The sequence below is a fragment of the Paenibacillus sp. 4624 genome (assembly GCF_050435065.1).
In the GTDB taxonomy this organism is placed as follows: domain Bacteria; phylum Bacillota; class Bacilli; order Paenibacillales; family Paenibacillaceae; genus Paenibacillus; species Paenibacillus amylolyticus_D.
This window is the reverse complement of record NZ_JBNDJR010000001.1, coordinates 143,035-158,897: the sequence shown is the minus strand read 5'-3', so window position 1 is coordinate 158,897 and position 15,863 is coordinate 143,035. Positions and strand designations below refer to the sequence as shown.

General features: G+C 46.8%; 15 protein-coding genes. 7 read left to right on the top strand and 8 right to left on the bottom strand.

Annotated features, from left to right (window positions below; all coding sequences use genetic code 11):
* Positions 1–6: 6 nt before the first annotated feature.
* Both ABIE27_RS00715 and ABIE27_RS00710 read right to left on the bottom strand, forming a co-directional pair.
* Positions 7–1,968: a cache domain-containing sensor histidine kinase gene (locus ABIE27_RS00715; protein WP_123066389.1), complete on the bottom strand. Its 1,962-nt coding sequence runs from the start codon at positions 1,966–1,968 to the stop codon at positions 7–9.
* Complete coding sequence (locus ABIE27_RS00710) at positions 1,949–2,962, bottom strand: substrate-binding domain-containing protein (RefSeq protein ID WP_123066388.1); 1,014 nt, start codon at positions 2,960–2,962, stop codon at positions 1,949–1,951. Before ABIE27_RS00710 ends, ABIE27_RS00715 begins: the two co-directional genes overlap by 20 nt.
* A gap of 483 nt (positions 2,963–3,445) precedes the next feature.
* Here ABIE27_RS00710 and ABIE27_RS00705 point away from each other — a divergent pair, with 483 nt between their 5' ends.
* Complete coding sequence (locus ABIE27_RS00705; RefSeq protein ID WP_123066387.1) at positions 3,446–4,030, top strand: LysE family translocator; 585 nt, start codon at positions 3,446–3,448, stop codon at positions 4,028–4,030.
* 30 nt (positions 4,031–4,060) lie between these two features.
* Positions 4,061–4,840, top strand: a complete 780-nt coding sequence (locus ABIE27_RS00700) for an AraC family transcriptional regulator (protein ID WP_123066386.1) — start codon at positions 4,061–4,063, stop codon at positions 4,838–4,840.
* Between the two features lie 245 nt (positions 4,841–5,085).
* Here ABIE27_RS00700 and ABIE27_RS00695 read toward each other — a convergent pair whose 3' ends face one another.
* Complete coding sequence (locus tag ABIE27_RS00695) at positions 5,086–5,655, bottom strand: hypothetical protein (protein ID WP_429349681.1); 570 nt, start codon at positions 5,653–5,655, stop codon at positions 5,086–5,088.
* A gap of 146 nt (positions 5,656–5,801) precedes the next feature.
* Between ABIE27_RS00695 and ABIE27_RS00690 the strand changes: the two genes are divergently transcribed.
* A complete protein-coding gene (locus tag ABIE27_RS00690) occupies positions 5,802–6,467 on the top strand; it encodes a phosphatase PAP2 family protein (RefSeq protein WP_429349973.1) in 666 nt (221 codons plus the stop codon).
* A gap of 72 nt (positions 6,468–6,539) precedes the next feature.
* On the opposite strand, the gene ABIE27_RS00685 is transcribed toward ABIE27_RS00690, so the two are convergent.
* Complete coding sequence (locus tag ABIE27_RS00685; RefSeq protein WP_429349680.1) at positions 6,540–7,973, bottom strand: glycoside hydrolase family 1 protein; 1,434 nt, start codon at positions 7,971–7,973, stop codon at positions 6,540–6,542.
* Between the two features lie 141 nt (positions 7,974–8,114).
* On the opposite strand from ABIE27_RS00685, the gene ABIE27_RS00680 reads away from it, so the two are divergent.
* The 3 genes from ABIE27_RS00680 to ABIE27_RS00670 all read left to right on the top strand — a co-directional run bounded on the left by ABIE27_RS00680 (position 8,115) and on the right by ABIE27_RS00670 (position 10,750).
* Complete coding sequence (locus tag ABIE27_RS00680; protein WP_429349679.1) at positions 8,115–9,128, top strand: helix-turn-helix transcriptional regulator; 1,014 nt, start codon at positions 8,115–8,117, stop codon at positions 9,126–9,128.
* Positions 9,129–9,195: 67 nt separating this feature from the next.
* A complete protein-coding gene (locus ABIE27_RS00675; RefSeq protein ID WP_429349678.1) occupies positions 9,196–10,014 on the top strand; it encodes a class I SAM-dependent methyltransferase in 819 nt (272 codons plus the stop codon).
* 61 nt (positions 10,015–10,075) lie between these two features.
* Positions 10,076–10,750, top strand: coding sequence for a hypothetical protein (locus ABIE27_RS00670; protein ID WP_429349677.1), 675 nt, complete (start codon positions 10,076–10,078; stop codon positions 10,748–10,750).
* A 149-nt stretch (positions 10,751–10,899) separates the two neighbouring features.
* On the opposite strand, the gene ABIE27_RS00665 is transcribed toward ABIE27_RS00670, so the two are convergent.
* The 4 genes from ABIE27_RS00665 to ABIE27_RS00650 form a co-directional block, all read right to left on the bottom strand.
* Complete coding sequence (locus tag ABIE27_RS00665) at positions 10,900–11,694, bottom strand: hypothetical protein (RefSeq protein WP_123066380.1); 795 nt, start codon at positions 11,692–11,694, stop codon at positions 10,900–10,902.
* A 173-nt stretch (positions 11,695–11,867) separates the two neighbouring features.
* Positions 11,868–12,287, bottom strand: a complete 420-nt coding sequence (locus tag ABIE27_RS00660) for a hypothetical protein (RefSeq protein ID WP_192895147.1) — start codon at positions 12,285–12,287, stop codon at positions 11,868–11,870.
* A 692-nt stretch (positions 12,288–12,979) separates the two neighbouring features.
* Positions 12,980–14,263: an XRE family transcriptional regulator gene (locus tag ABIE27_RS00655; protein WP_123066379.1), complete on the bottom strand. Its 1,284-nt coding sequence runs from the start codon at positions 14,261–14,263 to the stop codon at positions 12,980–12,982.
* Between the two features lie 58 nt (positions 14,264–14,321).
* Positions 14,322–14,450, bottom strand: coding sequence for a hypothetical protein (locus ABIE27_RS00650; RefSeq protein ID WP_275670049.1), 129 nt, complete (start codon positions 14,448–14,450; stop codon positions 14,322–14,324).
* A 154-nt stretch (positions 14,451–14,604) separates the two neighbouring features.
* Between ABIE27_RS00650 and fabV the strand changes: the two genes are divergently transcribed.
* A complete protein-coding gene (gene fabV, locus ABIE27_RS00645) occupies positions 14,605–15,801 on the top strand; it encodes an enoyl-ACP reductase FabV (protein WP_123066378.1) in 1,197 nt (398 codons plus the stop codon).
* The last annotated feature ends 62 nt before the right edge of the window (positions 15,802–15,863 follow it).

Sequence of the window (15,863 nt, the reverse complement as noted above, 5' to 3'; positions counted from 1 at the left end):
TCTTCTTCACTCCTTCTCTTGTCGATCTTGGTTATCTCGGTACTCAACCCGGGGAGGTATTGTTACAGGCAGTTCCCGCATCAGTGGATGAACAAGCGTAACGCGGGTTCCCTCTCCCTGTCTGCTGTCCAGCAAAATCCCATAGTCACTGCCAAATGATAATCTTAATCGTGCCTGTACGTTCAGCATCCCGTAACTTTTACCCGTCCACTCCGGTGAAGTCGATTCCAGACTCTCCATCGGCATATCCAGCAGCTGCAGCATCTCCGCCAGTCGTTCTTCGCTCATTCCGGCTCCGTCGTCCTTAATTGTCAGATGTAGCCGCCCCTGCTCCACATTCGCTTCTATGACAATATGACCTGGGCCACGTCTACCCTTAATGCCATGGTATATCGCATTTTCCACCAAAGGCTGGAGTAACAGCTTCAGCACATACAAGTTCTGCAATTCTTCCGGGACATGGATGGTGTAACCAAGACGATCCCGATATCTGGTCTGCTGAATCTGCAGGTAACTGCTAATATGCTCCAGCTCGGAGTGCAGCGGGATATAATCTTGTCCCTTACTGAGTCCGATTCGGAACAGACGGGACAGTGCCCCAACCATATTGGACACACCGTCGGCACCTTCTTTTCGAGCCATCCAGTGAATCGTATCCAGCGTATTATATAAAAAATGAGGCTTGATATGCTCCTGCAAGCTGCGCATCTCCGCATCCCGTTTCTGCCGCTCCCTCAGCTCATTCAGCGAAATCAGCTGACGAATCTGACTCAGCATTCGATTAAAACTATTTCCCAGCATACCGATCTCATCGGCACGATCACTCCAGCGGCCTGCATTGAGATTGCCCGTTTCGGCTCTGCGCATATAAGACATTAATCGGAATATCGGCTGGGCAATCGAACGGGAGAACCACAAGGATGCACTCAGACCAAACAAACACACTACAAAGACAAAACTGACCACATAAAACTGAATCTGTCTCACCTCGGAGATCGACTCTTTGGTCGGGAACACCCCGACTGTTCTCCAGCCCGTAAAGGTAGATGACTGATACATGAATAATAACGCTTCGCCATCCACATCTTTCGTAAACGTTCCGCCCTCTCCCGAAGCAAACCAACTCGCCGGAATATGTTCAATGAGCGGATGCTCCGGTTTGTACACACTTTGCCCTTCGACATCGGTGACCATGACATACCCGGATTTTCCAAGTGTTACATTACGAGCCGCCTGTGAAACGGACCTCAGCTTGAGGTCAATTAGTACAGCTCCCTTTACGTGCCCGGTCGTTTCATCCGTGACAGAGCGGGCGACCGATACAATCTCATCATCCTTATACCGGACATGGGTGGTCATGTTGCGCTCCCGCGGCTGACCCAGTACCGTGAAAATTCCTGGTTGCATTGCAGCCTTCCGATACCAATTCTCCTCGGTCAGACGTTGCTCCGTTCGAGGGTACATCTCATTGCTTATATAATCACCGCTACCGTTCACAAGCACGATGCCCGCAATTTCCGGGTACAACGTTGTGAATCCTTGCAAAGTCTGTTTGATGCCATACAAGCGGTTCTGCTCAGATTCCGTATCCGCTTTGCTGGCTTGTCTTTCGACGCGTTCACGTTCACGTGTGTTCCCGTCCCCGCCGACCTTCTCGTCCATGAAAGCATTGACGTCTGGTTCAAACGCAATCAGATAGGTCATATTTTGCAAGTTCTCCATCTTGGTATTCAACGCTTCATTGACCTTGCCAATCAGCTGCATCGTATGCCCCTCTACCTGTCGCTCCACTACTCGTTCTACCGTCCAATTCACGAGCAGACCCAAACCGACGGACGGCACGATGGCGAAAAGCAGAAATAGAAGCATCAACTGGTATCGTAGCGGCATGTTACGCAGACGCAGGCGGCGGACACCGTTTACAAGCTCAGAGCGCCATGTTCTCTGTTTATTTGGCATAATAATCATCCACATTCAAACGTGTCACGACCGAAATCCCCGTATCTACCGTTACAGGCAGCGGTGCGTTTTCCCCTGAAGGCGAAGGTGCAGGCACGGTCAAGTGATGGTGCAGATGGAACAGGTATTGGAGCGACCAATATCCCATGTTCCAGGTCCCTTGTGCAATCGTAGCGGATATTGTGCCATTTTGAATCAGGTCGAGTGTTGCTTTATTTGTGTCAAAAGAAATGATGTGCAGCTTCTGACCATTGCCTGGATTTGCATTTTGCACCGCTTCCCCAGCTCCGGCGCCTCCCGTTGCCTCGGTGACAAATATACCCGCCAGCTTTGGATGTGCCTTCATCATCCGGATCGTTTCATCCCGGGATTTCAACGTATCTCCATGTCCATCCGCGATTTCAACGACCTGCATATTGGGGTATCGCTGCTGAATCGTTTCGCTGAATCCTTTTGTTCGTTCCTCATGATTCTGTTGTCCCGGCGACGTTAATACAGCGACTTCTCCTTCACGACCGAGCAGCTCGGCCATTTTATCCGCTGCCGTTACGCCTGCCTTATAATTATCCGTTCCCAAAAAAGAATACGCCTGACTCCCTGGTGCATCTGCATCGAACAGAACTACAGGAATATCCGCTTCCACAGCTTTATTGATCGCTGGTATTAATGATTTCGGATCAATCGCCGATATGGCAATGCCCGCAGGTTTACGTGCAATGGCCTGCTCAATCACGGTCGTCTGCTCCTTCGCATCATACCGTGTAGCTCCGCGATACTCGACAGTCACGCCAAGCGCATCCGCGGCATCCTCAAAACCTTTCAGCGGACTCTTCCAATATTCCAGACCCGACTGGAACGTAATCATCATGTACGTCTCACCCAGATCACCGCGCAGGCCGCGGTTTTCCCACGAGTTGTTCACCTGACTGGTATATTCAAATCTCAATACATACAGGGCAAACGCCGCTATCAGCACAATGTAGATCAGTAGCATTTTCTTCATTGTATTCACTTCCTCAAGTGGTCTATGTCTATTTGTACACCCTCACTCCGTTATCGATTGTAAACGCAATCATTCAAAAAGGGAACCTTTCTGTTAAAGTGTAAAAAATAGTTCGACTTATTGGAATAACCATTTTCCAAGAGACCTTACCTAATTACGACCTCCAGCTCTGCTGCAATAATGTACTATAGCTATGGTCTGCTCCGCCTTATGATTACGACAATAATCCTCTATCTTATTTGAGCTACTTTTTTACACATTAACGGAGAGGACAGAAAAAACCTGGAAAAGCGGAGCTTAAAGCTTTCTGAAAGAAAGCTTCATCGGAGGCATATGCCTCGCCTTTATCACCGGATTTTTCCCTTTGTATAAGGGTATCAAAAAAATCTGGGGATAACCGCTATTCTCCAGGTTATTCTGTCATCGGAGTGGACTGTGTAAAATCTTTGGTTCAAATTAGATAGCATCGAAAAGGAGCGCAAGATGAATATACTAACCTTTTTAATCTACTGCATCGTTGTCACATTTACACCTGGCCCCAGCAATATTGTCATTCTCTCCTCCACACAAAAAGTAGGCGCACGCCGCACCATGCCCTATGTCTGGGGAGCTACCTTAGCTTTCGGTCTGTTGCTGACTGCGTCTGCTTTTCTAAATCAGCTTCTCGCTGACATCTTGCCAGGCATCTTGCAAGTCATGCAGATCATCGGCGGCATTTACATGCTATACCTTGCTTATCAGGTCTATCGAATGGGCTCTACTGAAGCCGCTCCTCAGGCCATATTAGGCTTTTGGAACGGTGTAATGATGCAATTTGTGAATCCCAAGGTGGTGCTGTTTACCTTCACCGTCATTCCAGCTTATGTACTTCCTTACGTCGCTGCAGAATCATGGTCTGCGTTCTTCTATGTTATGCTGATTACGTGTATTGGTTTTCTGGCTTACTCCAGCTGGGTGGTGTTCGGCACGATCTTTCGATCCTTGCTGAATCGTTACCAGCGAACATGTAGTATGCTGATGGCTCTTTTTCTGATATACTCAGCCATTATTGTGTCAGGTCTGATCTAACGACTTACTTAATCTGCGGAGGTGCGCGGTATGGAACAGTTTAGCTACAAAAGATCAGAAGACGTGCTGGCCCTATCCGCCAGCTTCACCGATTTTACTTATAAAAAGCATTGCCATGAGGAATATGCTGTAGGCGTAACGCTGCGCGGTATTCAGCAATATCATCTCGATGGTCATTATCAGGCTTCACATCCGAACGGCGTCATGCTGTTTAACCGCGAGCAATTACATGATGGAAGCTCCTATGATAAAGAGGGTATTGATTATGTGATGCTTTACCTGAAACCCGAGTTCGTCGAGCAGATTTTGGGCAAAAAAGAACTGCGCTTCAGCAGCCCCATCGTCTATGATCCGAAGCTTGCCCGAAGCATTCTAATGCTGAACGATGCCGTGCAGCATAGACAGGACGAAGCCGAGTGCAGCACCCGGCTGTTTGATCTGGTGCATATGCTCGCTCAGGAGGAACAGCCTGCAAGACTCTGGAAACCTCAGGACAGTCTTGTTCGCAAAGCAAAAGAAATGATGTTTTGCAGCACCGCAGACGTACTGAAACTGGATGATCTATCGGCTGAATTTGGCTTGTCGAAGTTTCAATTTATCCGTGAATTCAAAGCCCATGCCGGCATTTCACCCTATCAATTTTTCCTGAACTGCAAGGTCGAGCATGCCCGTCAATCGCTTGAAAAACATAAAGACATCTATACCGCCGTGGCTGACTGTGGCTTTGTCGATCTGACCCATCTGAACAGACATTTCAAACGGGTCTTTGGCGTAACTGCGCATGATTATATGTTACAGCTCCAGCGTTAGTATGGAGCTACAGCACCTCGGATTGGATGCTCATCACCAACCGAAATCAAAAACACTGCTAAAAAATCAACATCCCCTTAAGGAGCATGCCCACGTCCATAAGGGGATGTTTCGTCAGATAAATTCCACTGCACGATGCGTTCACTGTAGCTCTTGTTCCTTCATTTGGCCGCTCTCATACACACCTTCTATATATCACATACAACTCTTCTATGATATCGATACAGACGATCCCACCATAGATATTATGCTCTCCGCTGTTTCCTTCTCCACAGCCAACCACCCGCTAGCGTAAGTATCACAACTGCACCTCCACCATATAGGAAGATCATCCACGGATCGCGATAACCGCTACCGTTCCTGAAATCATCTGAGCTTGCAGGAGTGCCCTTACCCAACATATTGATTGCCTCTCCAGCCTGTTCAATCTGAAGATTGCCGCTGCACAGACTGCTGTATAATTTGCCATCCTTATCATCCTGATTAGCAAAGATCAGATAGGATCGCTCCTTCACTAATGTTGTTCCACAGGACTCCTCGCCCAAATCATTGATCAAAATCGTCATCTTTTTTGCATCTACGCCTTTCCAGGCCGTGTCCACATCCAGCGTGTACTTCTTATATCGCTCACTGCTGAATATGGAGCCACCTCCGATCTCGACTACTTTTCCCGTAAATACCGCGGCATTTGTTTTCAGTTTCTCCTTGACACTGGATTCCACACAGCTGCATGCGTATGCCCGCTCCCCCGGCCAAACGATCACATTGGCTGCAAATAACAATAGAACTAAAACGGTCGCTACCATTCTCCTCATCCTTACAGACCCCCTTTGAGTTATCTTGAAGCCACTCTTATCTTATGAACGTCTCCATTTTCGTTTTTGTTTGTTTTATAGTAGAATGTTAACACTATGTTAAAAAGGTTATGTATATACTTATTCACGGAGGAACTCGACATTTGATGCACAATTTGACGAAAAAAATATCCATTCCGCTGCTGGTCGCAGCATTATGCCTGATCGCTTTTATCAGCATTGCACTGTCCATCAGCGATAACCAGATTCATCGCTTTGATGCTGTACTTATCGACTTGATCCAAGGCATGGAATCACCTGGCATGACCCGATTTATGCAATTTTTCACTTGGATTGGCAGCGAGCTTCAGGTCGTTGTCATTACGGTCATTGTCATGCTGATCCTCTATGTTTTCCTACGCCACAAACGCGAACTGCTCTTTCTTGCCATCGTGCTTGCAGGCTCTACTCTGCTGAATGCCGTGATCAAGCTGATCTTTCAACGCGCTCGCCCAACCATTAACCGCATTATCGAAGTGAGCGGGTACAGCTTCCCCAGCGGACATTCCATGGCGGCGTTCAGCCTTTATGGCGGACTTGCTTTTCTGATCTGGAAGCATATCCCGACCTTTACCGGGCGTGTATGTATGATAGCAGCCAGTGGTGCATTTATCCTGATGATCGGTATCAGCCGGATCTATCTGGGCGTGCATTATCCTAGTGACGTCGTTGGCGGTTACTTTCTGAGCGGATGCTGGTTATTCACCTGTATCTGGTTCTATAGACGTTATTTGCAGCGGATGTCTGAATTACAGGCCAGACGCTTCGCCTAATCGCATGTTTACATGCATCATCGCAAAAACCCCAACGACCGAAAGATCGTTGGGGTTTTGTTATCTTTTTGATTACAATTTCTCTCCATTGGAAGCAATCACATCTTTGTACCAGTAGAAGCTTTTCTTCGGTGTGCGGCTCAAATCACCGTTGCCATCATTATCTTTGTTGACATGAATGAAACCGTAACGTTTTTTCATCTCACCAGTCGAAGCACTTACAAGGTCAATACAGCCCCACATCGTATACGCAATCAGGTCTACGCCGTCCGCAACCGCTTCTTTCATCTGCTCAATGTGACCTTTCAGATAATCAATCCGGTAGTCATCCTGAATGGAACCGTCTTCTTCCACGACATCGACAGCACCGAGACCGTTTTCCACAACCATCAAAGGAATTTGATAACGGTCATAGAGATGGTTCAGCGTGTAACGCAGTCCTTTTGGATCGATCTGCCAGCCCCAATCGGAGGCTTCAAGATATGGATTTTTGATCCCGCCAAGCAGATTACCCTCTGCTCGATCCAGTGATGTATCTGCACTTTCCACGAGAGACATGTAATAACTGAAGGAGTAGAAATCTACACAGCCTTCGCGCAGCGTCTGCTCATCTTCCGATTGCATTTGAATTTCGATGCCTTCTTCTGCGAAAAAGCGTTTTGCAAATCCTGGGTATGCTCCCCGAACCTGTACGTCCCCACAGATCATGTTGGACAGCTGATCTTTCTTCTGCGCAAGTAAAATATCGTCAGGGTTACACGTATTCGGATATGTTGTCATGAAAGCAACCATACAGCCGATTTTGAAATCCGGGTTGATCTCGTGCCCCAGCTTCACCGCTTTGGCACTGGCCACAAATTGATGGTGAAGCGCCTGGAAACGGGTCTGTGGCTGATCTACTCCGTCCGTCAATGTTTCTTTGCCTTCAAACAACAATCCGCCTGCCATATAGGCACCAAGCGGCATCGTCAGACAGTTAATTTCATTAAAGGTCAGCCAGTATTTTACCTGATCCTTATAACGGTTGAACAGGGTTGTACAATAGCGGATGTAAAACTCGATCACTTCGCGAGAAGCCCAGCCGTTATATTTTTGTGTCAGGCCAAACGGTGTCTCGTAGTGAGAGATCGTCACCAAAGGCTCAATGTTATGTTTTTTTAACTCGGCAAAGACGTTATCGTAGAACTTCAAACCTTCTTCGTTTGGCTCCAGATCGTCACCGTTCGGATAGATGCGAGACCAGTTGATCGACATGCGGAACATTTTGAAACCCATCTCGGCCATCATCGCAATGTCTTCTTTATAATGTCCATAAAAATCAACCGCTTCATGGCTCGGATAATACGTGCCTTCTTCAAGTACAGGTGTAATTCGGCGCGGCGTGGTATGCGTTCCGCCTGTCATCATATCCGATGTGCTCGGCCCTTTGCCGTCCTTGTTCCATCCGCCTTCAAACTGATTGGCAGCCGTTGCGCCGCCCCAAAAGAATCCATCCTTCATTTTCATGATGTGTTCCTCCTCTAATGTAGACTGCTGCTAGAGCACGTCTGAGATCTTTAATCCACTGAAATACGCTGAGAACTATAACGTTATAGTCCAAGTGTAGCACTTATACCCTGACAAGGGTTGTCATGATATAATTTGGTCATGGAACATAACCGATTATTCCGAATGTTGTTGCTGTTGCTGGAAAAAAAGAAAACGACCGCCCCGGAGCTTGCGCGCCTGTTCGAAATCTCGGTTCGCACCGTATACCGGGACATTGACCGCCTGAGTGCGGCAGGTATCCCCGTCTATACAACAACGGGCAAACACGGCGGCATTCATCTGATGGATCACTATGTCATGGACAAGTCACTGCTGAGCGAGGATGAACAGAATGAAATTTTGCTGGGCTTGTACAGCGTCAGCGCCATTCCACATCTGAATAGTGCCCGGATGCTGGGCAGGTTAACAACCCTTTTTGATCATAAACTGGACTGGATTGAATTCGAGTACTCCCCGTGGAGTAGTATTCCCGAGCAAGAAATGCAACTGTTTAATCAGGTGAAACAGGCGATATTCGCCAGTCAACTGCTCGCATTTCACTATATTGATTCCAATGGAGAAGCGAGTGAGGAAACGGCGCTGCCGGTGAAGCTTATTTTTAAAAACAATACATGGTACTTCAAGGGTCTAAAGCAACCCCAGCCTATGACATCCAATTCGCCCGACACCTTCGTCACGTACAAAATCAAACGGATCACGAAACTTCGCTTTGTGCCCGGCGCATATGAGCATACTCGGCCATCGACAGGGGAGGGAGATCGAGTTAAAGAAGAACCTTATCACGGAGAAAACCAAGACATCAAGATACAGTCTAACCAACCGTCTGAGAAACAGACTCCGATCGAACTTCTGTTTGAACAAACGATCGCTTATCGTGTTTACGATCTGCTGGATCCCGCCATTATTCAGCAAGAAGCGGATGGGAAACTAAGGGTTTCTATTCCAATTGATGAGGGTGAACAGCTTTATTCATTCTTACTGTCCTTTGGCTCAAAAATAAAGGTGATCTCACCTTTGACGGTACGCAAAGAGTTACTTCGCAGACATCAAGAGGCCGTCGCGCTTTTACTGGAAGATGATGGGCACAAAACCAAGGATGATGGTACAATATAGTATGCATCTATACCATTTCATTTTAAATTAGGATCGACAGGAATTTAGCGATGTTGGGAGGACATACATGAATCAGCAGATCAGACACAATAACGTAGAACGCTTTAAAGGATTTGGCACACTGTATGATCAAAACAGACCCGCTGCTCCCCGCGAAGTCGTCGATATTTTGACTCATTATCTGGGCAAAAGACCACGCTTCGTGGCTGATGTCGGTTGTGGTACAGGTTTATCCACCTGGATCTGGCTGGATTATGCTGAGCGAGTAATCGGCGTGGAACCTAGCGAGGATATGCGCTCCGTTGGCATTGCGAAATGGGAAGCTGCAGGCAAACCGGATCAGCTTCGCTTTGCGGCGGGAATGTCCCATGACCTCGGCCTGCCGGATGATAGTGTAGATATTTTAACCTGCTCCCAGTCGTTTCACTGGATGGAGCCGGAATCCACCTTACGCGAGTTCGCACGGGTACTGCGTCCAGGCGGTATTTTTGCTGCCTACGACTGTGACTGGCCGCCTGTATTAGACTGGCAACTTGAAGTAGCATACCGGCAACTGGTGAGTACAGCGGATGAACTCGCCTCACGTCTATCGAGTACAGAGCAACAAGCACATAAATGGAGCAAAGAAGGCCATTTACAGCAGATCCAGCAATCCGGGCTGTTCCGTTACAGCCGGGAAATTATGTTCCATCATCAGGAGACATTCACAGCTGAGCGTTATGCCAACCTGGCTCTTAGCCAAGGCGGACTCCAGACAGCTCTGAAACTGGGCGCCACAGAATTGAATGACATGGCAGACGACTTCAGACGCCAGGCCGAACTGGTTTTTGACGGAAAATCAAAAGAAGTGCTGTTCTCCTATCGCATGCGAATCGGCATTATTTAAATTAAAAACATATCAGGATATAAGAATATAAAAATATAAGGATTACTGATCTTGAAGGGTTGTGACCACTTTGATTAACAAAGAAGTGCTGGAACGAGATCGACATTTCATCAAAAGCTGGCTTGACACATATTTCGATTCTCCTCACCGGGATATTCTAATGTCTCATCCGGCCAAAATGGAAGAAGAAGACTATGGCGTGCCTTCGGATATGCAGGTTGGTGAGGTTGATGAAGAAGGATGGGTTCGCTGGAGAATGCTGGACTCGGGGGTTACGGTAGATCAGATTGATGAATTAATTGCTAGTTATATTAGGCCTGGTTCGGATACGTATAGCTCATCGTTCTCTCTGCCTCCGCTCTATATGGCCTATCTAAGTAGCCGATACGTTCTGGATGTCTATCTTCGTTATGAAGGGGTTATGATCGAATTACCGAATCTACCTTCTGACTATCCTCTAAGGGAATTACGTAACCTCTGGTCATCATGGGAATCACTCATTAAGGCGGGATATATTCCATTTGCCTCCTATGAAGATCATGCAGGGCCTGTCTGCTGGGATACGAGGACGTGTAACCCAAATGATGACAATGATTATGCTGTCGTATGGTTCGATCATGATATATTAACAGAAGATAGACCGGCCAGCCGGGAGCAGATTGAACACCACGCACAGCCTCTTTTTCAATCTTTCCGAGAAATGCTGATGCGCTCTCCTTCAAGCACTCGTTCCTAACTTAATTGTAGGGATATAAATAAAAAACACCCTCCCCGTTCTTCGTCTACTTTGACTTGGGGAGGGCGCTTGAATATATAACTCTATTCCCTTCTTTATGAACCGGATAACCGCTATCGTTTCCTATTGATAGCTTCTTAGCGTGAAGCTTAGGACGAGAAGAGTTGATTCAGTTGCTGCTCCTGCACCTGAAGAGCAAGAACCACCTTGGAAGGGTCCTGCGGCGAATAAAATACGTTAATGATATGTCCCTGCTGAACCTGCGACATCGCAGAGGGCAGTATTTCTTTTTGCGTAATCACCTCAAAGGTTTCACCATTTGGTTTCGTAATACTCAGTTTAAGCTGTAGCTTGATGTTGCCATTCTGTCCACTTCCCATAGGGGTAACGTCCAGAATTTTAGCCAGCCCCTTCTCTCCTGTTCGCGCAATATCAACCATCTCCGGTGCTATACCTTGTTGCATCATCTTTTCATTCAACAGTTGCTGCATATGCTCTTGCGACACCATCCCATGGTGATCCAGCCCGACTTTGCGCTCATCTTTCTCGGATACGACAAGCGGAATGATTGCTCCCGGCTGAAACTGGGACAGCGAAGTCAAAGGAACAATGGTTCTTAATTCTGTATCATACGTTTCCCGGCCTTGACGAGACACCTTCAGCATCATTTTCACTTCCGGCTGTTCATTAATATAGGTGCCCGTCTGCTGAATGCTTTGGATCACACCAACTGCTGGTAATCCTGTTTTAATCTTACGTTGCCCCAGACTCGTACCGAAGATCGACGAAATAACCATTAGACCAATGCCACCAAAAAGTATCGGTTTAAACCACCACGACTGCATCGCTATAAACGGATCATCCCACAGCCACTGAGCTATGATTGGAGAAAACCCTGTCCCAAGTACCATCAGTAAGCCAATTACTCTAAAAAAACGACTCATCTCTATCACCCTATCTATCTAATTTATGCTGTATAAATCTTTTTACTATGTTATATCTTTTGTTATATCTTTGGTTTGTATGTTACCTTTTCGTTGTTATCTGTAACAAACAAACTAATAATTGAATTATTCCCTAATTTAAAATAGTTTCATTAACATCGCTATGAATCCACCTAAACCGAAAGAAGTCCCATATAAATCAGTTCAGAAGGGTTCGCCGGATGCTGTCCCAAACCGACACGATCACCTACACGCGGAATCTGCAGCTTGGATACAAGTGTTTCCATCGTGCGTTGGTACGTGCGACCACCCGTTTCACTGACTTCAAGTACGAGCACCACAATGGGATCAAAATTAATTAATTTTCCCGTATCCGTTATACTGATCACGGTTCCAGTTGCTGTCAGAGGCAACGATCCGCTTGCAGCCAATTGTGCCTGCTTAGCCGAGTCCAAACTTTGGTTGATGGCATCCCGATGTTCCTTTGGTACGAATCCTTTCATCATCATGCCCGTAAGCCCTTTGTTCATTACGCGATCTGCTTTGGCAACAGCATCTTCCTGTTTGTTTTTACGTGTAAACCATCCCATCATATCGAACACCTCATTTGTTTTTTATTGGGTATGATTAATTATAAACACAACATAGCCCGTATGAATACGGATCTGGACACATACAAAAGAACCGGGGAAATGTCCTACTAGAGACGAGATTCCATCGATTTATTTGTAGCTATGCTTGCTTTTTCCCAATAAAAACGTTGTTCTAACCAACTCAATGAGGATTAAACCATTTATTTTTGTTGAATTTGTCCGCTACTTGGCTCTGATTACAGTTACTCAGAGTGGTCAAATTTGGTCAAATGCCTACTTTTTTTACAAATGCACACTTTGTAGCTTAGCTTTATTAAAGATACTTATGTAGCAAACATCGCACATTCATGATGCACTCACAGCACACATCCCTGCAAAAGACGCACTTACAACATATCTTCCACACCTAAGACTTTTCCTGATAAGTTGAAGTGTTTCAACACAGGTGTTTGCTCTAACGATCTCAGATAAGCTTATTTAAGCAAAATAGTCCTTTCTGAAATTGTAACGATCACCAGAGAGCTTATCTCACTGAAAAACCAAGATAAACGTCCATTTTGACAGTGATTTCACCAAATAAGCTCCACCTGTGATCGCTAGAAAATAAAAACGTTGAAATTCGCCGAAATAACGTCGCTGGTGATCGTTAGAAATGAACCTGCCTTGCCCCAGCAGCCTTCCAAACCTAACCTTTACTTCGTTCTCCGTAGCAAATACACCAGCTTGCGATAATAACCTGCCGCCTCTTTGTACCGCCGCTGATCCTCACTCACCACAGCCAAGCCTTCATATAGGGATTCCAAACGTAGCGACTGTTGCACAGACTCAAAATATGGCAGACAAGCCTGAGCTTGAGTTAAAAATGTGTCCTGTTCTCCGTGTGCCAGCGCCAGCTGACTTTGATAAAAAACCGCGTTCATTCGCTGATCCTCTGTGACAGCACAACTTAACAGTTGATCCACACTTTGCGCCAGCATGCCCCAACTTTTCCGGGCGGAGGCAACCTCACAGCGATACACCAAAAGCAACGGCTTCATCGCCTGCCGTGTCTCCTTCGTTTCTGCCTCGAGCAGGTTTTCGAATCGCTCAATCTCAGTCTGTGCCTGATCTAACTCTCCTGACATCGTCAACATGACAATTCGATTGTTCGCAATGGCTGTAACCAAATCTCCATGATTCCCGGCGTAGACCAGATTCGCCTCAGCCATCGACAATGCGGACAAAGCTTCCTGCAACAGTCCCATCGTAAAGCAATACCCGCTGTATGCTACATACAGACTGGACAAACGATGAAACAACCGCTGATCATACACATGTTTCATCGTCTGCTCAAATGTGCGCTTCGCCTCCTCGTAATGCCGGGTATGGATATAAGCCTCCATCTGAATATTCTGGATCGACAGCCATAGCTCGCTTCCCGGCTCCGTCAGGGCGCTCAGTCTTGTCACATGAGTGAGCACGTCCACAAACGCCTGCTTGGATCGATAATATTGGATTTTGTAAAATAGCAAAGCTTTGGTAAGCGGCCCAGGTAGCTGCACGTCATCCGGGCGGCCATACTTCTCCAAATAAAAATTCAGATACGATGTATGTATGTATTCATGCGCAGCGGCGTCATTTAACTGCTGATAGTAGACGGCCTTCATTAAAGCAGTCGTCAGTTCCACCGTAAGCGAATCATCCCGATCCTCCAAAGCATGTACCGTTTCCTCCGGGATCGTCGAGGCTGGAACCGACATCTGTACAAAGATCGCTTCTGCTCGTGCCAATGTCTGTTCATCCTGGACTGCTGTCCGCAATAGATAGGAGGAGCTTACACCCAAGCGCTCTGCAATACTCTCGGCCAAATCTTCGGGCAGTGGATAACGCTCTGCAAGGATGTTTGCGAAATGTGCCTGCGTAACCAGACCTTCTACGAGGTCTTTACGTGAGATTTGTTTTCGTTTGCTTAAAAACTCGATCCGTTCTTTCAGCATAACAGGTCTATCCTTTCATTATGAAGGTCTACTCTTTCTCTATAGCGAGTCTATCATATCATTGGTACGATTCGTCATTTGCGATCAAGCCTAACTTCTGATTATAAAGAATCTGGCCTTCCTCATCCACTACATCATTCTCATGCTTATTAAACTTATCATCCCAAAATGAAAGCCGAATGGCCACCCCGTTCTCTCCTTCGAGTAAAATTGACGAAACGGTTTCCGTTTCGAACGTAATTGTTTTACAATAGGGGAGATGTATACGTACAATATACGAAAAAAGCATGATGAATCGATCCAATATTACACTGAATTGAACACGAAAGGGTGCCACAATAATGATTATTAAACCAAGAACACGTGGTTTTATTTGTACAACTTCCCATCCTGTCGGCTGTGCGGCACAAGTGCAGGAGCAGATTAATTATGTAAAATCTAAGCCAGAGATTCAGGGGCCCCGCAACGTGCTCGTCATCGGCGCGTCTACAGGTTACGGACTGGCTTCGCGCATCGTTTCCGCTTTTGGAGCAGGCGCGAATACAATTGGTATTTACCGCCCCTCCAGCGCAACAGATAAACGAACCGCTTCTGCTGGATGGTATAACTCCGCGGCATTTGAGAAGGCTGCGGATGCCGCAGGCCTGAAATCCTACAGCATCACTGGTGACGCTTTTGCCAATGAAACCCGTGATAAAGCTGTTGAGCTGATTCGCAGCGAATTGGGTCAAGTGGATTTGGTCGTTTACAGCGTTGCTTCGGCTCGCCGTACCGATCCAAATACGGGCGAAGTGTTCAACTCCGTGCTGAAGCCGATCGGACAGCCCTACACAAACAAAACCGTCAATTTCCACACAGGAGAGATCACTTCAGTGACTCTCGAAACAGCGACAGAAGAAGAGATTCGTCAGACGGTTAACGTCATGGGCGGCGAAGACTGGGAGCTGTGGATGGATGCACTAAAGCAAGGCGGCGTACTTGCAGACAATGCAACAACGATTGCCTTCTCTTACATCGGCCCTGAGCTAACACATGCCATTTATCGTGAAGGCTCCATTGGTCAAGCGAAAGATCATCTGGAAGCAACAGCGCGCAAAATGCATGAGCGTCTGAGCGCAACAGGTGGACGTGCTTACGTTACTGTAGCCAAAGCACTGGTTACCCAATCCAGCTCGGCCATTCCAGTCGTGCCACTGTATATTTCCGCATTGTACAAAGTGATGAAGGAAAAAGGACTGCATGAAGGATGTATCGAACAGTTGCAACGGCTGTTTGCGGATCGTCTGTACGCTGGCGGTGAAGTGCCGACAGATGAGCAAGGGCGCATTCGCATCGATGATTGGGAGATGAGAGCAGACGTGCAGGAGGAAGTGGCGAAGATCTGGAACGATCTTACGAGCGAGAATATCTATGACCTGTCCGATCTTGAAGGTTACCGCCGCGAGTTCTTCCAACTGTTTGGTTTCGAAACTGATGGCGTGGATTATGAGGCCGATGTGGATCCAAACGTGGAAGTACCCCACCTCGTTCAGTCATAAAGTTTAATCTTGTTTTGCATTCAGGGAGGAGCTTCATTGCTTCTCCTTTTTTATTTTTCATA